The sequence below is a fragment of the Paenibacillus sp. CH40 genome, from assembly GCF_024213605.1.
Taxonomy (GTDB): domain Bacteria; phylum Bacillota; class Bacilli; order Paenibacillales; family Paenibacillaceae; genus Paenibacillus; species Paenibacillus polymyxa_B.
The window spans coordinates 246,329-264,838 of the sequence record NZ_JANAVQ010000002.1; the positions used below are offsets into that span (position 1 = coordinate 246,329).

The window sequence follows — 18,510 nt, forward strand, 5'->3', positions numbered from 1 at the left end:
TGATGCAAAAATGCCCTGCACAACTGTGCAGGGCATCAGAATCATGCTATTCAAACGGACGGTGCCATAACCCTGGCCCCAGTTCACAAACCAGGATTCACCAAGCTTTATTCAAGCTCCAACAATTCCTGTTCTTCCTTCGCTTGCTGTGCCAACTCTTCTTCTGTAGGCGGAGCAACTGTCGTAATCAAATTGCTGGCCACCCGAATTTTTTGTTCGATCGTACTAGCAATATTCGGATTTTCCTTCAAAAATTGTTTAGCATTCTCACGTCCCTGACCAAGGCGCTCACCTTCGTAGGAATACCAGGCTCCGCTCTTGTCGACAATGTCATGCTCCGTACCGATATCGATCAAGCTACCTTCTTTGGAAATACCCTCACCGTACATAATATCCACCTCAGCCTGACGGAAAGGAGGGGCAACTTTGTTCTTCACGACTTTAATACGTGTGCGGTTACCCACAATGTCGTTACCCATTTTCAAACTTTCAATACGACGAACATCCAAACGTACCGTAGAGTAAAACTTCAAGGCACGTCCACCTGGTGTTGTTTCAGGGTTACCGAACATAACACCTACTTTTTCACGTAGCTGGTTAATAAAAATAGCAATGGTTTTCGACTTATTAATGGCTCCAGAAAGCTTACGCAATGCCTGAGACATCAAACGTGCTTGAAGACCAACGTGGGAATCTCCCATTTCGCCTTCAATCTCTGCCTTGGGCACAAGTGCCGCTACGGAGTCAACAACTACAATGTCTACTGCTCCACTACGTACAAGGGCTTCGGCAATCTCAAGCGCCTGCTCTCCTGTATCTGGTTGCGATAGTAACAACTCATCAATATTGACACCCAGCTTGCTTGCATACGACGGATCAAGCGCATGCTCGGCGTCGATAAAGGCGGCTTGTCCGCCTGTTTTTTGCACCTCTGCGATAGCGTGAAGAGCTACTGTCGTTTTACCGGATGATTCCGGTCCGTATATTTCAATAACCCGGCCTCTTGGAAAGCCGCCCGTTCCTAACGCAATATCCAAAGCAATCGAACCACTGGGGATCGTTTCCACTTGCATGTGGGTAGACTCACCCAACTTCATAATGGAACCTTTACCAAATTGCTTTTCTATTTGACGGAGCGCCATATCCAGCGCAGCACGACGATCTGACAATAAACTCACATCCTTCATTGTTTGTACTTTAATAATACCTTGTTTTGACACGCTTGCCAAGCATTTTTTCGAACATACATTCGTTTTTTTTATTCGCACAACTCTCTTCTATAATTACACCTGTCTCTTAAAACAAAAAAAGAACCGCTGGCAAAAGGCTTTGCAACGGTTCTTCCGATAAGATGATTATATCATGAATATCTATCTAAAACAACTCTACGACCCACACTGTACATAGATGTTTAAGAGAGCTTCTCGTTCTCTACCAGCCTGCGCCACAATCTGTACAGGATTGCTTTGACTGATCGCAGTCGGATTGTTTCGCGGTTGCCACTCAGTCTCAGCTCATGTACTTCCGTTTCCTTGTCGCGTTCAGCAATGCCAATATACACCAGACCGACTGGCTTCCGTTCGGAATACCCAGGCCCAGCTACACCAGTAACTGAAAGTCCAAAATCGCTGTCCATGATCATTCTCGCCTGCTCCGCAAGCACAAGGGCTACTTCCTTACTCACTGCACCCGGCGCATGATCCCCTTCCAAATAATCATAAGGCACGTTGAGTAATTTCATCTTCATTTCATTGGAATAGCACACGATGCCACCTTGAAACATAACAGCACTGCCAGGTATAGAAGTGATGTGTTCCATCAGCATTCCACCTGTACAGCTTTCTGCCGCACTCACAGTGAGTTCGCGTTTGGCCATTAGATCTACGATAACCTTCTCCAGCGCAACATCCTCGCTTGCATACATATACTCCGAAAGACGCTGCTGAATTTCTACTTCCGTAGCTGTCAGCTTAATTAATGCTTCACTTTCGCTGGCCGCCTTGGTGGATATACGGATCGTGACTTCCCCTTCCTTGGCATAAGGGGCAATCGTGGGATCTGTCTGGGATTGGATTAGATCTAACAAATGGGTTTCAAGAGCTGACTCACCGATCCCTGCAAATTTTAGCATTTTCGAATAAATTGGCATTTCCTCACCGCTCAATGCCTGCTGAAGCAACCAAGGCTTTGCCTGGTTTGCAAACATAGGTTTGAGTTCCTTAGGCGGTCCAGGCAAAACTACATAAAATTTACCGTCCTGTGCAATCGCGTCGCCCACAGCTAGCCCTGTCTCATTTTCAAGCGGAGTAGCACCTTCAATAGAAAGCGCCTGACGGCGGTTATTCTCGGTCATTTCTACCCCACGGTTACGGAAAAATTGATCTAGCTTGTCCATTGCAAGACGATCTATGTGCAATTTCCGCCCCAATACAGCCGCTATCGCCTCTTTCGTCAAATCATCCTGAGTCGGCCCCAGACCGCCGGAAAACAAAATAATATCCGCACGCTTCTGAGCAATTCTTATCGCTTCCTGAAGCCGATCTATGTTATCGCCAACCACAGTCTGAAAATATACATCGATTCCAATTGTAGCCAGCTCTTGTGACAAATATTGAGCATTTGTATTCACTATTTGTCCGAGTAATAACTCTGTTCCTACTGCAATTATTTCAGCTTTCATCAATTCTTCCTCCTGTACTGCGAATATTATGGGAATTATATAAAGAAACAGCAATAAGTTTAGTCCCTATTGCTGTTTCCATAAAATTTATCCTGTTAAACTTTGGAGGAGCTCAGCAAATGGATATTTTTCACGAAATAATCAATACCCGAATAAATGGTGATCAACACTGCTGCCCATATCGCTATTAAATCAAACGGTATACCAAGAAAAACAAACGGGAAATTATTAATGAGCAGCGCTACAATAGCAACGATCTGGATGATCGTCTTTAATTTGCCCCAATTGCTTGCAGCAACCACAGACCCATCCAGTAAGGCAATCTGACGCAGCCCCGTAACCGCAAACTCACGGCTAACAATCACAACGACAATCCATGAATCAATTTTCCCCATTTCTACCAAGGAAACCAAAATAGCGGTTACCAAAAGCTTATCAGCAAGGGGGTCCAACAGCTTGCCCAAATTGGTGACCATATTATTTTTACGTGCCAAATATCCGTCAAGACCATCCGTGCTGGCTGCTACAAGGAAAATGATAGCCGCAATCAGCTGATTATACGGCAGCTTGAAAGCTCCGATCTCAATCGGCGGCGGATAAAAATCAAAGTCCACCAGCAAAGCCAGCATCATCACCGGGATAAGGCAAATCCGCGTTATTGTAATTCTGTTGGGTAAATTCACAACACACTCTCCCCTGATTATCGTACTTGATTACAAATGGCAGTTTTCGGATTAAATTCAATCCTATGTAAATCGCTTTCGACGAGCGCTATACACCTGAATTGTCTGCATTTTCGTTACAAGTATAATATGGCGCAAAACGCATGTCAAAATAACCTGCCGCACATCAAGCAACGTTTTTTCCTACAAAATATTTGAGGGAAAACGGCTTTATTTCATGTTTGTAAATTGAAGCTCCAATGGCAAATCAGCTTTACGTAGCAATTGAATGATCGCCTGTAAATCATCCCTGTTTTTTCCGGTCACTCGGATTTGATCACCTTGAATCTGACTTTTGACTTTTAGCTTGGAGTCCCGAATAAGAATATTAATTTTCTTGGCATTATCCTGATCAATTCCCTGCTTAAGCGAAAGACGCTGACGCACTGAACCTAGAGAAGCGGGTTCCAATTTGCCATACTCCACATTTTTAAGGGACAGACCTCGTTTGGCCATTTTAGATTGCAAAATATCAATCACCGCATTCAGCTTGTACTCGTCTTCCGATGCAATCGTAAGAGCTTCTTTCTCAAGCTTGAGGCTACTTTTGCTATCCTTGAAATCAAATCGAGTTTCAATTTCACGCTCCGTCTGATGAACCGCATTTGTTAACTCCTGCATATCCATTTTGGAGACGATATCAAATGAATTTTCTGAAGCCATCGTTTCACTTTCCTTTCCACAACAAAGTTCAATATCTAATTATAGGCTAGTCATTTACAAAAATCCAATAATCCGTTGACTAAAAAGGCGTTCTTGCCAGTTTTCCTGACAAAAACGCCTTTATTTCAATTACGGTCAAAATATCTAATTATGGCTTCGTGTTGGAGTTCGGAACATATCCAAGAGTCCAAGCACAATGTGAGCAAGACCAAAGCCCAGTATGCCATAGCCCCATGCATTCGGTGTCAGATAATAGCCCAGTAAACTGACAATGATACCGAGCCCAGTCACAATCCAGCTGACGGTCATAACGTATACACCTCACTTTGCGGAAAATGAAATGACTGCCTTTCCAGGAATTACAGTCATTAGTATTTCCTCGCACCAAGGCGTTTATTCACCATCAGTAGTTGTAGAATCTGTACCACTTTGTGCTGAATCCGTACTGCTACCTGTCGTAGAATCTGCAGGTGAACCCGTCACTCCTGCACTCGTTCCGGTCGAAGAAGCTTCTCCTTGCTGGATCAGTACACGTGTAGTCGATTTATTATCTGTTATCGGTTGACCTGCTACGGAAATATCTGTGGCAGAAGACCGTCCTGATTTAATATATAAACCTTCCGGACCAATATCGAAAGACATGGCATCTCCACTTTTAGTCATACCGTAGCTCAGCTTTTCTCCACGGGAATTTTGTCCCTTGTACACTTCAAGCCAGCTTTCACCCGTAGCTTTAATATCAACCTTGGGTGTGGCTCCCGTTGCACTGGAAACTTTGAAAATCGTCGTCTTGCCTTGCTTGCCGTCCTGTGCCACAGTTACACCTTGTTGTGGTGTAGTCGTATCCGGCTGCTGTCCAGTATCTGGAGTAGTAGCATCCGTATTCCCCGTACCATCTGGCTGAGTTTGTCCGGTTTGCCCCGCATCAGGAGTCTGCCCACCAGCACCATTTGGAGCCGTCGCTTGACCATTGTTCGGCTGTGTCGTAGTGGTATCAGGAGTAGACGTGCTTGGCGTTGTACTTGGTGTTGTACTTGGTGTTGTACTTGGTGTTGTAATCGGCGTTGTGTTTTCTGCTGTTTTTGGAGTTGAATGGTTGTTGCTCACCCAATAAGCATAAATAACCCCAACAATGAGAACTAGAAAAAGCCACATTAACGCTGTAGGCAACCATTTAAGATTACCAATTGTGGCGGGACGGCTGGAGCGTTTCTGTGTAACAGGCTCCATGACTGCTTCCGGCTCAGGTTCAGGCACATTACTTTGATGCCCTTCCAGAATCTCATCGGGGTTCAACCCGACCGTTTCAGCGTATGTTTTAATAAAAGCTCTGACATAAAAGCTTCCCGGCAGCACTTTGTAATCGCCCGTCTCAATGGCTTCCAGATAACGTTTGCGTATCTTCGTCATTTCCTGAACATCGTCAAGGCTCAATCCTTTTTGCAGCCGGGCCTCCTTTAATTGCTGACCCAGTTCTGACATGTCATCATCTCCTTGTGTAATTACGCTTATTTAAAGATCTTCTGTATAACTGGCTGTAAAGGTATCATAAATAATTTCCTCAGCCGGATTATTGCGAAGTTCAATAATGATATTGAAATCGTCAAAGCTGTATCCTGATTCACGTACAAATACATCAGGATGCTCAATCACTTTAGTACTTGGCATGCTCATGATTTCCTGAAGCAGGTGATAATGTCTTTCATTTGACCGAATTGTACTCACAATACCATCAATAATAAACACATTGTTTGGGTTCATTTCTTCTTCAGAGAGCTGACTGCGCACCGTCTGTCGTAGTAACGTTGAAGACACAAAAGTCCAACGCTTCATTGCGCACACACTACTGGCAATAATGGATTCCGTTTTGCCCACACGCGGCATCCCGCGAAGACCGATCACCTGATTGCCGTCCCTCTTTAATACTTCACCCAAAAAATCGACCAGCAACCCAAGCTCATCGCGTGTAAAGCGAAATGTTTTACGATCATCCGAATCCCGATCGATGTAACGGCCGTGTCTTACTGCCAATATATCAACCAGTCTCGGAGCACGTAAGGCCGTGACTGTAATGTTGCTTGCTTTTTTTAACGTGTCTCCGAGAATGCGTATCTTCTCGTCATCGTCCGTTTCAAGCAACATCCCCCGTCTTTCACCTTCAACACCGTTGATCGTCAGTATATTAACCCCCAGAATACCAAGCATGGAAGCAATGTCTCCCAGCAGTCCGGGTCGATTTTTATGTATCTTGTACTCCATGTACCACTGTTTCGTTTCTTCCGTCACGTTAGCACCTCATTCACATTCAAACCGTCAACAACTCCAAATCAAAGCATTATTGTATCATAAAATAAGATCTTTCGACAAAACCAATTATTGAAATTCGATAGGCTGCATTGTGTTGTAAGCCTCAATCACGTTTATGATATATAAATTACAATGGAATTACAAGAACAGCTCTGTAACCATTACAGAAAAGCCCCCAAAAGGGAGCTTTTCATGTTGGTTCCTACTTATGCGTTGCTCTTGGCCAATTTAACCATTAGCCGGGCGATGGTGTGACGCTCGTCCTCATCGGCAACTCCCCACAGTTCTTTCAGTGCGCGGTTGGAGTGGTTGGCTGGATCGACCTTCTCATCCAGAAAATCACCGATTTCATAAGCAAGCTCTGAAATGGTATCTTGGCTGATTCCCAACTTCTCCGCTTGCTCTACACGCTGACCAAGGAACTTTTTCCAAACATCAAAATTCTGAACAACTGTTGACATACTTAAATCCTCCTTAGATGATTCAGATTTAAAATCAACAGTTGTAATATGCTCTTCTCAGACGCTTACTATACTGGTGGATTCCTCCAAACGCTATTTCCCTTAAGTCACCCATCCTCCGTTAGGACTTATGATCTGGCCATTAATATAACCTGACTCAGGAAGCGCAAGAAAATAAACCAGGGACGATATTTCATCAGGTCGAGCCAATCGTCCGGCAGGAATTTCTTCTTCCAAACTGGTAATTTCTCCTTCATCCAAATGATCCAGCATCGACGTATCCACTGCACCTGGAGCTACAGCATTCACTGTCACCCCGGAAGGTGCTACCTCTTGAGCCAGCGCTTTAGTGAAAGCGTTAATGCCTCCCTTGGTAGTGGAATACAACACCTCGCACGATGCACCACATATCCCCCACACGGAGGAAACATTCACAATGCGGCCATAGCGTTGGGAAATCATATGTGGCATAAAAACCTGCGTGCACAGAAAGGTTCCCTTAACATTGACGGCCATCACTTCGTCCCATTCCTCTTCCGAAACATCTGTCAACAGCCCATAATGAGATAATCCGGCGTTGTTCACAAGAATGTCCGGCTTCATCCCGTGATTATCCAGCTTTTCCCGCATGCGTTCGATCTGCTCCTTGCTCCGCAGATCCGCTGACACGGTCATTACCTTGCCTGAATAAGCCATGCAACGACGGGCAACTTCATTTGCTTTTTCATGGGACTTCATGTAGTGAATTACAACATTCATCCCTACAGCTGCAAAACGCTCAGCAATAGCCGCACCAATTCCGCCACTCGCTCCTGTAATCAGCACGGTTGTATCGCCAATCGCTTTTAATTCTCCGCCCTCGGTGGTCATCGTTTCCCTCTCCCTGGACATTACGGACTCACCACTAGTGATATTGCGAGTTGATCCCACTGGATATGGTCTTTTAGACGGCGATTTACATCCTCAAGCGTGATACTTTCATAAATCGGAAGCAGTTGGAAAAAATCGCTGCCCCGGAAGCGATGTCTTGTAAATTCATGTGCAATATTTTCTGGTGAATTGAGTGTACGCAGATAACCACCGATTTTCTTTTTGCGTGCCCGCTCAAAATGTTCTGCTGCAAAGCCCTGCTTCTGTATGGACTCCACCTCTTCACGTATTCTCGCCAACAGCCGATCGGGGTCTTTGGTATCCCCGCCGATTGCAGAGAATGCATATTGCTGCGTACTATTGTACTCATGACCAAAACTGTCCGAAATCAGATCCTCATCGTAGAGCTTTTGATATAGTTGTGTACTGGAACCAAACAGGAGATCAAGCATCAGCTTGGTTTCCAGATCATGACGAAGTAATTCTACACCCGTTAGGCCTACTTCAGCCTCCTTGAATCCAAACAGTAGCTTTGGCAGAGAAACGGCCAGCTTCACCTCACGACGTGGTTCTGCAACTGTAGTGGGTTCATCGTCGAAAATCCGCTCAATCTCTCCCTGCGGCTTATAGTCCTTTTTGGCCTGATTGTTACGTACCAGCTCTATTACTTCAGCTGGATCCACTCCGCCCACTACAAAAAGAATCATATTGCTTGGGTGGTAGAAAGCTTCATAGCAACTGTACAGCGTTTCTTTTGTAATCGTACTGATGGATTGAATAGTACCTGCGATATCAATATGCACCGGATGGACCTTGTACAACGCCTCGATCAGACCAAAGTAACTCCGCCAATCGGGGTTATCTTCATACATATTGATTTCCTGGCCGATAATGCCTTTTTCCTTCTCTACATTTTCATCTGTAAAGTAAGGATGCTGCACAAAATTGACCAGCGTGGTCAAATTTTCTTGAATACGCTCGGTTGCCGAAAACAGATATACTGTTTGATCAAAGCTCGTAAATGCGTTCGCCGATGCCCCATTAGAGGAAAAGGTAGCAAAAATATCGCCTTCAGGCTCTTCAAACATTTTATGCTCCAAAAAATGGGCTATGCCATCCGGCACCTTTACGGGCTGTTGACCTTCGACGCGGAAATGATTATCAACTGAGCCGTATTTAGTTGCAAATGTGGCGTATGTCTTCTGAAAACCCGGTTTGGGCAACACATAAACGTGTAAACCGTTATCCATTACTTCATAGTACAGCGTTTCCTGCAAATGCTCATAAGGTATATGCTCCACCGCTATTCCCCCTTCTGGTCTCTCAAGAAATAAATAGTGTCCAGTCGGAACGTCCGGGCGGCATCCTGAACATCCTGCACCTTGACTGCCTCCACCTGACTCAGCAGCTCATCTACTGTCCGTTCTTTACCGGAAAGCTGTCTGTTAAAATCATAGGCGATCATTTCAAAAGCGGAATCCTGCATCTCCTTTAGCAAGTTGCGAATCATCGCCTGCGTTTGGGTAATTTCCAGCTCAGTAATCGCTCCGTTTTGCGTATCTTCCAGTTGCTTGCGGATAATAGTAACCGCTTTTTCATAATTAGGAATTTCAATACCAGATTGAATCGTACCAATACCTTTATGCCCGTCATACCGTGATGAAGCGTAATATGCCAAACTTTCCTTCTCCCTCACATTAACGAACAGCTTTGAATGCGGATACCCGCCCAGAATGCCATTGTACATCAGAGCGGAAGCATAGCGATCGTCTCCATACGTAATAGGGGTGCGCAACCCCATGTTGAGCTTGCCCTGGTTCACATCAAGACGCTCTACAACGGTTTGAACATCACGCTCTACCGACTTGGGCTGTTCAGGAACATACCCTGTTTCCGCTGAACGGTTCAATTGAAAATAGCGATCAACAAACTTCTCAACTTCTTCTAGCGTCGTATCTCCCACAACGTATAAATCCATGCTGGCATGATTCAGCCATTCTCCATAAGCCTTATACAAGCTCTGTGCATCTATACTGTCCAGATCAGATCGTTGACCAAGAGGGTGCAGACGATAAGGCTCATCCTTGCACATTTCCTCCATACAACGCTCACCAGCATAACGTATTTTATCGTTAACTATAGATTCCAGCTTCTTACGCACATTTTCTCGTTCCTGCTGGACGTATCCCGTTTGAAATGCACCATTTTCCAATGCAGGCTTCGTTAGCACTTCTCCGAGAAAAGAAAACGAACGATCCAGTAAACTATCTGGACTATTTACAAAGCTGTCATTAATCGTATCCATGCGAAATTGCACGATCTGATAATCTCCACGTTTATACACATCGAAACCGAAACCCGCGCCATACAATTGCTCTAACTGTTCTCTGAATTGTGTAGTCTGCGGATACGATTCTGTACCCCGTCGCAGAACGAAAGGTACCAGCCCCACTCGAGTTACGGTGTCCTCCCGTAGCGGAGTGCCTACATACAATGATATAGCAAACGTCTTAAAGCGCTTGGTCGGCAGTACATGAATCCTCAGTTGTCTGCGTGTGCCACGCTCGAAACCTGTTTTGTTCAAGTCCAAAACTCCTTTGTGACGTCAATTTGCGTCTAGCCTTTGATTAGCATTAGCTGCTGTAAATTATCCTCCTGTAAAGAGGTAAAGTGTACCAATCTTTATTCTAACCATGCAAAAGCCAAGAAGCAACCGGAGACAAGCTCCCGGCTGCTTCGGCGTTTTACATGCAGAAAATATGCTCCCCGATGGTTTTCACCTGCGGACGGGACCAAATCCATTTGGAGGTGGCTGTTTTTGGGTTAAAATAATAAAGACATCCTCCGCTTGGGTCCCAGCCGTTCAGGGCTTGGCGTACCGCCTTTTGTGCAGTCTCATTCGGTGTGAGCCAGATTTGACCGTCTGCTACAGCTGTGAAAGCTCCTGGTTGAAAGATCACTCCAGATGGTGAGTTGGGAAAGCTAGGTGACTTGACCCTGTTCAAAATAACAGCCGCGACGGCAACTTGGCCTTCAAACGGCTCGCCGCGGGATTCACCGTAGACCGCGTTGGCCATAATTTTAAGATCGTTTTCAGAAAGTCCCATGGTGTTGGCCGATCCCATCGTTTCATCATTTTGATCTGATTTATCGTTATTGTCCGCTGTCTGTCCCTGAGCGGAACCTTGATTGTTACGATGCATAGGAGTTTCCGTTGGCTTCCAGTTAGGAGTAGCATTCACCAGCTTTAATTTCGTCTTTGCTCCGACCACTCCATCGGGACGGATGCCAAATTCCTTTTGAAAACCCTTGACAGCTTTTAGTGTACTGCTGCCAAAATGACTGTCCACTTTCCCGCCAAAAAAGCCCAGCAACTTCAAACGTGATTGCAACTCATATACATCCTGACCGTAAGATCCAAAATCAACCGCTCCCGAGCTGAATGTCGGCTGGGAAGGTTGCACCGCTTGTACTTTCTGCTGTGTGCTCAGCGGCTCTGCTTGCTGCTGTGCAGAGTCACTTTTAAAAAGTCCTGTGTACGTAATAGCCGAGGCTGCGAGGATACCCGTGCAAATCCAGACCATTGTCTTTTTCATATGCTGCGCTCTACCTTTCTTTTGTGGGATTAACAGGATGGCTACGTTTATTATGACAAGCTCCGCTTAAAGCTATTCACCCTTTTAATCTTCTTTCAGCAGGTAGTCGCCACACCTCAAAAAACATCACAAAAAAACGCTGTTTGTGCACTTGGAGTTGTCATATTAGAACAACCACCATGCGAACAAACAGCGTTTTAATGTAGTACTGGATAGAGATCATGCTTAGGAACTTACTTTATTTTGCTGATATTGCTCCATTGAGATAAGGACCTCACGGGGCTTGCTGCCCTCGTAAGGGCCGATGACTCCGCGAGCTTCCATGGAGTCAATCAGTCGAGCAGCACGTGTATAACCGATCCGCATACGGCGCTGAAGGAGCGAAACGGAAGCTTGTTTAGCCTCTAAAATGATGTTGACCGCCTGATCGTACAGCTCATCCAGCATTTCATCTGCATCAGCCGATACCTCTTCCACCTCCGGCACTAGCGTTTCATCATACTGAGCTTCACCCTGTTCACGTACGTAGCTAACAATATTTTCGACTTCTTGATCGCTCATGAATGCTCCCTGAACGCGGACTGGTTTGGAAGCACCCATTGGCATGAACAGCATATCACCACGTCCGAGTAGCTTCTCGGCTCCACCCATGTCCAATATGGTACGGGAGTCTACCTGCGAGGAAACGCCGAAGGCAATACGTGAAGGAATATTGGCTTTAATCACCCCGGTAATTACGTCAACCGAAGGTCTTTGCGTTGCAATAATAAGGTGGATGCCTGCTGCACGCGCCATTTGGGCAAGTCGTGCAATCGCATCCTCCACATCTCCCGCAGCTACCATCATTAAATCTGCCAACTCGTCCACAATAACGACGATGTAAGGCAGAAATGCATCCGGGTTATCTTTCATCAGATTATTATAGCCCTCAATATTACGGGTTCCTGATTTGGAAAATAACTCATATCTTTTTTCCATTTCAACTACAATTTTCTTCAATGCAAGTGAGGCTCGCTTTGGATCAGTCACGACCGGAGCCAACAAATGCGGGATTCCATTGTACACGTTCAACTCCACCATTTTAGGATCGACCATCAAAAATTTGACCTCATCCGGCTTTGCTTTGTATAAAATACTCGTAATGATCCCATTGATACACACTGATTTACCCGAACCTGTTGCCCCAGCTACAAGCAGATGGGGCATCTTGGCCAAATTACCGACAATCGTCTGTCCTGCGATATCACGTCCGAATGCAATAGATAAATTGGAAGCTGACTCCTGGAAAACGGTTGTCTCCATTACCTCACGCATCGTTACAATGGAAACTTCATTATTCGGAACCTCAATTCCGATAGCAGATTTCCCAGGAATCGGAGCCTCCATACGGATATCTTTGGCAGCAAGCGCAAGCGCAATGTCATCCGTCAGACTCACAATGCGGCTGACCTTTACTCCAATGTCCGGCTGAATTTCATAACGCGTTACGGCAGGGCCACGGACAACCTCCAGCACCTTCGCCCGCACACCGAAGCTTTCCAGCGTTGCCTCCAGCTTGCGTGCCGTTTGCATGTAATCCTTTTGTCCCATACCTTTGCCTGCGTTTTGTGGTTTAGCAAGTAAACGAAATGATGGGAGCTTGTACGGTTTAGGCGGCGGAGCCGGAATAGCTGTATGGTTACCTTCAGCCTCTTCGCCTGCTACCCCAGTTGCAATCGTCTGAGCTTGTCCCTGAGCACCTTTTAATGTCCCCTGGATCGCTGTCGAATCATCCATATCCGTATTTGCACTGGCATCCACAAAGTCATCATCCAGGGATTCGTCAATAACGGAAGTTGTCTGCTCTGCCCCTGTCAGGGACTCTCCAAATTCAGTTTCCGGTCTTCTTTCCTCATGCTTTACTTGTTCGAAGAAATCCCTAATAATCGGCGACCTTTTTACCGGAGTTGCAGCTTCCTGCTCAGCGTGTTCTACTACGTCAGACATCTCTTCACTCTGGTTGCCGTTTCTCCACTGGGCCTGCGCGTCCTCAGCTTCATATGGAAGATCATGATCATCCTCATCCGTATCGACGGAATGCTCATCCTTGTCCGCTTTATCTGAATTTTTGAGACCAAACAACTGAAAGAAAATCGGCTGTTTGCGTGCAGGAGGCTGCATTTCGTCAAAGTCATCATCCATGTCTTCCTCATAGGCAGGAATGGACTCAGACTTGATTTTTCTATTTCCACTGCCTTTGCTTGATGCTGAAAGCGGAGTAGCTTTACCAGTCCATTTTTTGCGCACGCTTCCCCCGGCTGTCAGCAGCTTGGTCTTTACAATCCGTACCAAATCCACATAGGACAGTTGGGTCATCAGCATGAAACAAATGACGAACATAACAATCATGATCAGTTTAGCTCCCGTGAGACCAAACAGCCATAACAGAACAGTAAGCTGCAATGCGCCTACGTAACCCCCGCTGATATCCTTGTTCAGCATTGAGGTATGACCCTGCTGGTCAGGCGACAGCAACTGCTCACGCATATCTATATGTATCTGGGTCATCACTCCGCCCGGCTGAAGCGCGTTGATCGGCCCCAAACGCTGCTCCATAGATGAAATAGAACTCATAAGTGTAAAGGCAAATACTAACAGGAGCAAACCCGTTTTACGGGAGTTCCACTGGTTCGGCCACTTGCGGTGAATCATCACCATCAGACCATAATAAATGCCAATGAGAGGGATAACAAAATAGAATTTCCCCAGTACGAGCCCAAACATCTTGGATAACGACCGACCAACCGCCGCTTCACCCGACAACGCAATGACCGCTAATGTAATCAGCACAATGCCGTAAATTTCAAATTTTAGAACTCCGCCAAATGCGGCTTTCTTTTTTCTTTTTCTTCTTCTGGACATACAAGGTCACCCCCCAGAAGAATATTATACCACGTCACCCGGTATCCGCACATATGTTCTTTTTCAACAGTAAACGACCTATTTCTATACTATTCGACACCTTCTACGACCACTCGATGACTTGACCTGGTCCATAACGCGGATTCAGATAGGCTTCCAGCGGACAGTCCAACAACCGTACAATGATCCCCCGACGACTTTCGAGCGGCTGTACTTGCATAAGTAGACCGTCTACCCGAACCTCTGCAAACTCCTCAGCCTCTTTCCACATCCCTTGCCATACCATTTCCATTGGCATTACAGTATATAGTGTCATTGTGGTAGCTCCCCGCTAGGCTCCCCTGAGAGTGTCTCTGTAGGAGTTCCTGTGGCACTAGGAGAAAAAGAAGCATACGGAGCCTGCTGTTGAATCCCAGCGATCCCGTTTTGCTGACGCCGAGTTTCAATAATGGTGTTCAGCTGTTTTAAAGCCTCTCCGATGCCTCCAACCGCGTCCATCAATCCATACTTCACTGCATCGGCTCCCCCAACCGCTGTACCAATATCGCGGTTTAACTCACCGGTTTTAAACATTAATTCCTTAAACTGCTCTTCTGTAATACGAGAATGAGAAACGACGAAGCGTACAACACGTTCCTGCATTTTTTCCATGTATTCAAAAGTTTGTGGTACTCCAATGACTAGACCGTTCATACGAATGGGATGAATGGTCATCGTCGCACTCTCCGCAATGTAGGAATAAGTGGAAGACACAGCAATAGGCACACCGATGCTATGCCCCCCACCTATGACAATGGTCACCGTTGGTTTACTCATCGATGCGATCATTTCAGCAATAGCCAGTCCAGCCTCTACATCACCACCAACTGTATTCAGCAAAATCATTAATCCTTCGATACGAGGATTTTGTTCTGCCGCTACCAACTGGGGAATAATGTGCTCATATTTTGTCGTTTTGTTTTGAGGCGGTAAAATGAGATGCCCTTCAATCTGACCGATAATCGTCATGCAAAAAATATTAGACTCGCTTCCAGGCATAGAGGTTTGACCCAGCTGCTGTAAAGCCTCCATAGCAGGCAAAGCGGGTCTTTGCCCAATTTCTGGTTGATCTGGTACTTCCGTTTCCTCGTTGCCAGATGTTAGATTGCTGTATTGTTCCATATGGGTGATCTTCCTTTCGCTTTACGCATCTATATGACCCGTATTCACCCTATAGTATGGGATGGAAATGGAATATCTTATACCCGACTCCATGATTTTCCTTATCCCGGAAAATCAAAAAAGCCTCTCCTCCCGCGGAAACCGTCCAATATTTCCTGCGGGAAGAGAGGCGACTGTGTGCCTGTGACTTAAGTTTTTAATTCAGGTTTTTGAACAAATTTCAATTGAATCACACTTCCATTATAATTGGCAGGATCATCGGTCTCCGACGAGTTTGCTCATACAAGAAGCGACCTAGTGCATCCTTGACATTTGTCTTGAGGGAAGCCCATTCATTTACATTTTCACTCATGAGCTTATGCAGTGTACTTGAGACAATACGATTCGCTTCATCCAGCAAACCTTCCGATTCACGGACATATACGAAACCTCGGGAAATGATATCTGGTCCCGATTTAATCGTTCCGTCTTGCTTGCTCAGCGTAACAACAACTACCAAAATACCATCCTGTGACAGCAATTTTCGGTCGCGCAATACGATATTTCCTACATCCCCTACGCCTAGTCCATCGATCAGTACGTTACCTGCTGTAACTTTCCCAGCTCTGCGTGCTCCACCATTCTGAATTTCAATGACCTCACCGATATCCGTGATAAAGATATTTTCAGGCTCAATACCTACGCCTTCAGCAAGAAGAGCGTGACGACGTTGCATTCTAAACTCACCATGAATTGGCAAGAAGAACTTTGGTTTCATCAGATTTAGCATCAGCTTGAGTTCTTCCTGGCTTCCGTGTCCAGAAACGTGGATACCTGGATTAGCTGCGCTGTAATATACATTGGCACCCAGACGGAACAGCTCATCAATTGTGCGTCCAACGTATTTTTCATTACCTGGTACTGGAGTAGCTGCGATGATGACTGAATCCCCTGGAAGAATGTCAACCTTTCGATGTGTGGAACGAGCCATTCTTGTCAAAGCTGACATCGGTTCACCCTGACTACCTGTGCAGAGAATAACTACACGATCCGCTGACATTTTGCCAACTTCTTCAGGCTCAATCAGCATTCCATCTGGAATTTCCAAATAGCCCAAGTCCGAAGCAATACCTACGACATTAACCATGCTTCGACCAATAACTGTTACTTTACGTCCCGTTGCTTCAGCAGCATTAATTACCTGTTGAATACGATGTACGTTAGAAGCAAAAGTAGCTACGACCACACGCTGTCTCGACTTGCGGAAAATGTCTTCCAGGACAATACCAACGCTCTTTTCCGAAGGTGTAAAGCCCGGTTTTTCGGCATTCGTACTGTCTGACAAAAGAGCCAGTACGCCACGTGTTCCAATTTCAGCCATACGCTGCAAATCTGCATATTGTCCGTTGACCGGAGTATGGTCAAATTTGAAGTCACCTGTATGAACAACAGCGCCTTCAGGAGTATCAATACATACACCTACAGAATCTGGAATACTATGGTTGGTTCTGAAGAATGTTGCTTTCAGTGTGGAACCCAGCTTGATTTCAGAATCAGCATTGATCAAAATACGTTTGGTTTCACCAAGCAGATTCGCTTCCTTCAGCTTGTTTTCCACCAATCCCAGCGTCAATTTGGTACCATATACTGGTACATTCAAATGTTTCAACACGTAAGGCAAACCGCCGATATGGTCCTCGTGACCATGAGTCAGCACAATGCCTCTTACTTTGTCGCGGTTCTCTGTAAGGTAGGAAATATCAGGAATAACGATATCAATGCCCAGCATGTCCTCTTCCGGGAATTTCAAACCGGAATCCACCACGACAATGTCATTGCCGTATTGAACGACATACATATTTTTCCCGATTTCACCGACGCCGCCCAAAGCGAAAATCATCAATTTATCGTTGTTTGTTTTTTTAGACAAATGAATCTAAACCTCCTATGGTAGTTGGACGTCGTACCTTGATTTGTTTATTTAATTTTCAAAAAAATACCGCACCCAGTCACTTGACCCCATTATACATGATTAAAATACGAAAAAACAAGTCATCCTGTTCGTTACGCTAGGTTTCCCATTGCCGTCTGAAACCATTAGTATCTGTCATTTTGTCTACATACATGGTTAAAAGCACAGCAAAAAGGGCGTCCTATAAGAACGCCCTTCACGCTGGGAACCTTGTCAGACAATAAACCCTATCGGTTTTGTACCTACCGACTGCCCTTAACAAGGATACTCCTTAGTATTAATTAACATCTTACATTCCTATTTCTCTTTAGCGGGTAAATAATTTCTTAATAAATTCCGCTTCATCCTCAGTTGGAGGAATGAGCGGCAACCGAACCGAACCTACCTTAACCCCCCGTAATTCCAATGCATATTTTACTGCCACCGGATTAGGCAGAGGATGAGGACAGCCAAACAAGCCCTTGAAAATAGGGAACAACTGCTGATGCAACTTTGCTGCCTCCTGCGAGTGTCCTCCTACAAGTGAATCGATCATCTGTTTCATTTCAGCACCTACCACATGACTCGCTACGCTGATAATACCATAAGCACCTACAGCCATAGCAGGCAACCCAGAAGCATCATCCCCGGAATAAACCAGAAAACCTTCTGGCGCTGCCGCTGCAATCTGTGTGACCTGCGCAAGTGATGCACATTCTTTAGTTCCCACAATATTCGGAATTTGTGCAAGGCGCAGTGTTGTTTCAGCTGTTAGACTCGCTCCAGTACGACTTGGAACATTATACAGTATAGCTGGGAGGGATGTGGAGTTCGCAATACTTTCGAAATGCTGATACATCCCTTCCTGATTCGGTTTATTATAATATGGCACTACCAGTAGAACACCATCTGCTCCTGCCTGCTCCGCGGCACGGGTTAGATGAATGGAGTGACGTGTATTGTTGCTTCCAGTCCCGGCAATAATTTTACATCGTCCAGCTGCTTTTTCTACAACAAATGCAAACAACTTGATTTTTTCATCATCGCTCAGGGTAGGAGACTCCCCTGTTGTTCCAGATACAACAAGCGACTCTGAGTGCTGTTCTTCTATTAAGTAATCAATCAACGAGGACAATGCAGTCCAGTCAATCTCTCCTTGCTTATCAAAAGGTGTCACCATTGCGGTAATCAATCTGCCGAAGTTCACCATGCTGCCTCC

17 protein-coding genes are annotated in these 18,510 nt (G+C 45.5%); all 17 read right to left on the reverse strand.

Annotated features, from left to right (window positions below; all coding sequences use genetic code 11):
• Positions 1-107: 107 nt before the first annotated feature.
• Positions 108-1,169: a recombinase RecA gene (gene recA, locus NLX73_RS07545; protein WP_023988239.1), complete on the reverse strand. Its 1,062-nt coding sequence runs from the start codon at positions 1,167-1,169 to the stop codon at positions 108-110.
• A gap of 242 nt (positions 1,170-1,411) precedes the next feature.
• Positions 1,412-2,680, reverse strand: coding sequence for a competence/damage-inducible protein A (locus tag NLX73_RS07550; RefSeq protein ID WP_134902869.1), 1,269 nt, complete (start codon positions 2,678-2,680; stop codon positions 1,412-1,414).
• Positions 2,681-2,775: 95 nt separating this feature from the next.
• Positions 2,776-3,363, reverse strand: coding sequence for a CDP-diacylglycerol--glycerol-3-phosphate 3-phosphatidyltransferase (gene pgsA / locus NLX73_RS07555; protein ID WP_013309954.1), 588 nt, complete (start codon positions 3,361-3,363; stop codon positions 2,776-2,778).
• Positions 3,364-3,573: 210 nt separating this feature from the next.
• On the reverse strand, positions 3,574-4,065 hold the full coding sequence (locus NLX73_RS07560; RefSeq protein ID WP_013309953.1) for a YajQ family cyclic di-GMP-binding protein: 492 nt from the start codon (positions 4,063-4,065) through the stop codon (positions 3,574-3,576).
• A gap of 144 nt (positions 4,066-4,209) precedes the next feature.
• The gene (locus NLX73_RS07565) at positions 4,210-4,374 is read right to left on the reverse strand and encodes a hypothetical protein (protein WP_023988236.1); all 165 of its coding nucleotides are present in this window, start codon (positions 4,372-4,374) and stop codon (positions 4,210-4,212) included.
• An 84-nt stretch (positions 4,375-4,458) separates the two neighbouring features.
• Positions 4,459-5,547, reverse strand: coding sequence for a RodZ domain-containing protein (locus NLX73_RS07570; protein ID WP_254325806.1), 1,089 nt, complete (start codon positions 5,545-5,547; stop codon positions 4,459-4,461).
• 30 nt (positions 5,548-5,577) lie between these two features.
• On the reverse strand, positions 5,578-6,351 hold the full coding sequence (locus tag NLX73_RS07575; RefSeq protein ID WP_013370747.1) for a DUF3388 domain-containing protein: 774 nt from the start codon (positions 6,349-6,351) through the stop codon (positions 5,578-5,580).
• 227 nt (positions 6,352-6,578) lie between these two features.
• Positions 6,579-6,833 (reverse strand): DUF3243 domain-containing protein, encoded by a 255-nt coding sequence (locus NLX73_RS07580; protein ID WP_013309950.1) that lies wholly within the window; start codon positions 6,831-6,833, stop codon positions 6,579-6,581.
• A gap of 102 nt (positions 6,834-6,935) precedes the next feature.
• Positions 6,936-7,703 (reverse strand): elongation factor P 5-aminopentanone reductase, encoded by a 768-nt coding sequence (gene ymfI, locus NLX73_RS07585; RefSeq protein ID WP_254325807.1) that lies wholly within the window; start codon positions 7,701-7,703, stop codon positions 6,936-6,938.
• 20 nt (positions 7,704-7,723) lie between these two features.
• The gene (yfmH, locus tag NLX73_RS07590; RefSeq protein ID WP_254325808.1) at positions 7,724-9,004 is read right to left on the reverse strand and encodes an EF-P 5-aminopentanol modification-associated protein YfmH; all 1,281 of its coding nucleotides are present in this window, start codon (positions 9,002-9,004) and stop codon (positions 7,724-7,726) included.
• Positions 9,005-9,006: 2 nt separating this feature from the next.
• Positions 9,007-10,287, reverse strand: coding sequence for an EF-P 5-aminopentanol modification-associated protein YfmF (yfmF, locus tag NLX73_RS07595; protein ID WP_254325809.1), 1,281 nt, complete (start codon positions 10,285-10,287; stop codon positions 9,007-9,009).
• 160 nt (positions 10,288-10,447) lie between these two features.
• Positions 10,448-11,299, reverse strand: a complete 852-nt coding sequence (sleB, locus tag NLX73_RS07600) for a spore cortex-lytic enzyme (RefSeq protein ID WP_254325810.1) — start codon at positions 11,297-11,299, stop codon at positions 10,448-10,450.
• A gap of 225 nt (positions 11,300-11,524) precedes the next feature.
• A complete protein-coding gene (locus NLX73_RS07605) occupies positions 11,525-14,200 on the reverse strand; it encodes an FtsK/SpoIIIE family DNA translocase (protein WP_254325811.1) in 2,676 nt (891 codons plus the stop codon).
• A 103-nt stretch (positions 14,201-14,303) separates the two neighbouring features.
• Complete coding sequence (locus NLX73_RS07610) at positions 14,304-14,516, reverse strand: YlzJ-like family protein (RefSeq protein ID WP_061829428.1); 213 nt, start codon at positions 14,514-14,516, stop codon at positions 14,304-14,306.
• Entirely contained in the window at positions 14,513-15,361 is an 849-nt protein-coding gene (locus NLX73_RS07615; RefSeq protein WP_254325812.1) for a ClpP family protease, read from the reverse strand. Before NLX73_RS07615 ends, NLX73_RS07610 begins: the two co-directional genes overlap by 4 nt.
• A 229-nt stretch (positions 15,362-15,590) precedes the next feature.
• Positions 15,591-17,270 (reverse strand): ribonuclease J, encoded by a 1,680-nt coding sequence (locus NLX73_RS07620; RefSeq protein ID WP_013309942.1) that lies wholly within the window; start codon positions 17,268-17,270, stop codon positions 15,591-15,593.
• A gap of 349 nt (positions 17,271-17,619) precedes the next feature.
• Complete coding sequence (gene dapA, locus NLX73_RS07625; protein ID WP_061829430.1) at positions 17,620-18,501, reverse strand: 4-hydroxy-tetrahydrodipicolinate synthase; 882 nt, start codon at positions 18,499-18,501, stop codon at positions 17,620-17,622.
• Between the last annotated feature and the right edge of the window lie 9 nt (positions 18,502-18,510).

Coding starts and splice junctions, on each gene's coding strand:
- NLX73_RS07560 (WP_013309953.1), bottom strand. CDS start 4,065: ATGGCTTCAGAAAATTCATTTGATATCGTCTCCAAAATGGATATGCAG.
- ymfI (WP_254325807.1), bottom strand. CDS start 7,703: ATGACCACCGAGGGCGGAGAATTAAAAGCGATTGGCGATACAACCGTG.
- NLX73_RS07615 (WP_254325812.1), bottom strand. CDS start 15,361: ATGGAACAATACAGCAATCTAACATCTGGCAACGAGGAAACGGAAGTA.
- NLX73_RS07610 (WP_061829428.1), bottom strand. CDS start 14,516: ATGACACTATATACTGTAATGCCAATGGAAATGGTATGGCAAGGGATG.
- NLX73_RS07605 (WP_254325811.1), bottom strand. CDS start 14,200: ATGTCCAGAAGAAGAAAAAGAAAAAAGAAAGCCGCATTTGGCGGAGTT.
- NLX73_RS07570 (WP_254325806.1), bottom strand. CDS start 5,547: ATGTCAGAACTGGGTCAGCAATTAAAGGAGGCCCGGCTGCAAAAAGGA.
- sleB (WP_254325810.1), bottom strand. CDS start 11,299: ATGAAAAAGACAATGGTCTGGATTTGCACGGGTATCCTCGCAGCCTCG.
- NLX73_RS07550 (WP_134902869.1), bottom strand. CDS start 2,680: ATGAAAGCTGAAATAATTGCAGTAGGAACAGAGTTATTACTCGGACAA.
- NLX73_RS07565 (WP_023988236.1), bottom strand. CDS start 4,374: ATGACCGTCAGCTGGATTGTGACTGGGCTCGGTATCATTGTCAGTTTA.
- NLX73_RS07580 (WP_013309950.1), bottom strand. CDS start 6,833: ATGTCAACAGTTGTTCAGAATTTTGATGTTTGGAAAAAGTTCCTTGGT.
- dapA (WP_061829430.1), bottom strand. CDS start 18,501: ATGGTGAACTTCGGCAGATTGATTACCGCAATGGTGACACCTTTTGAT.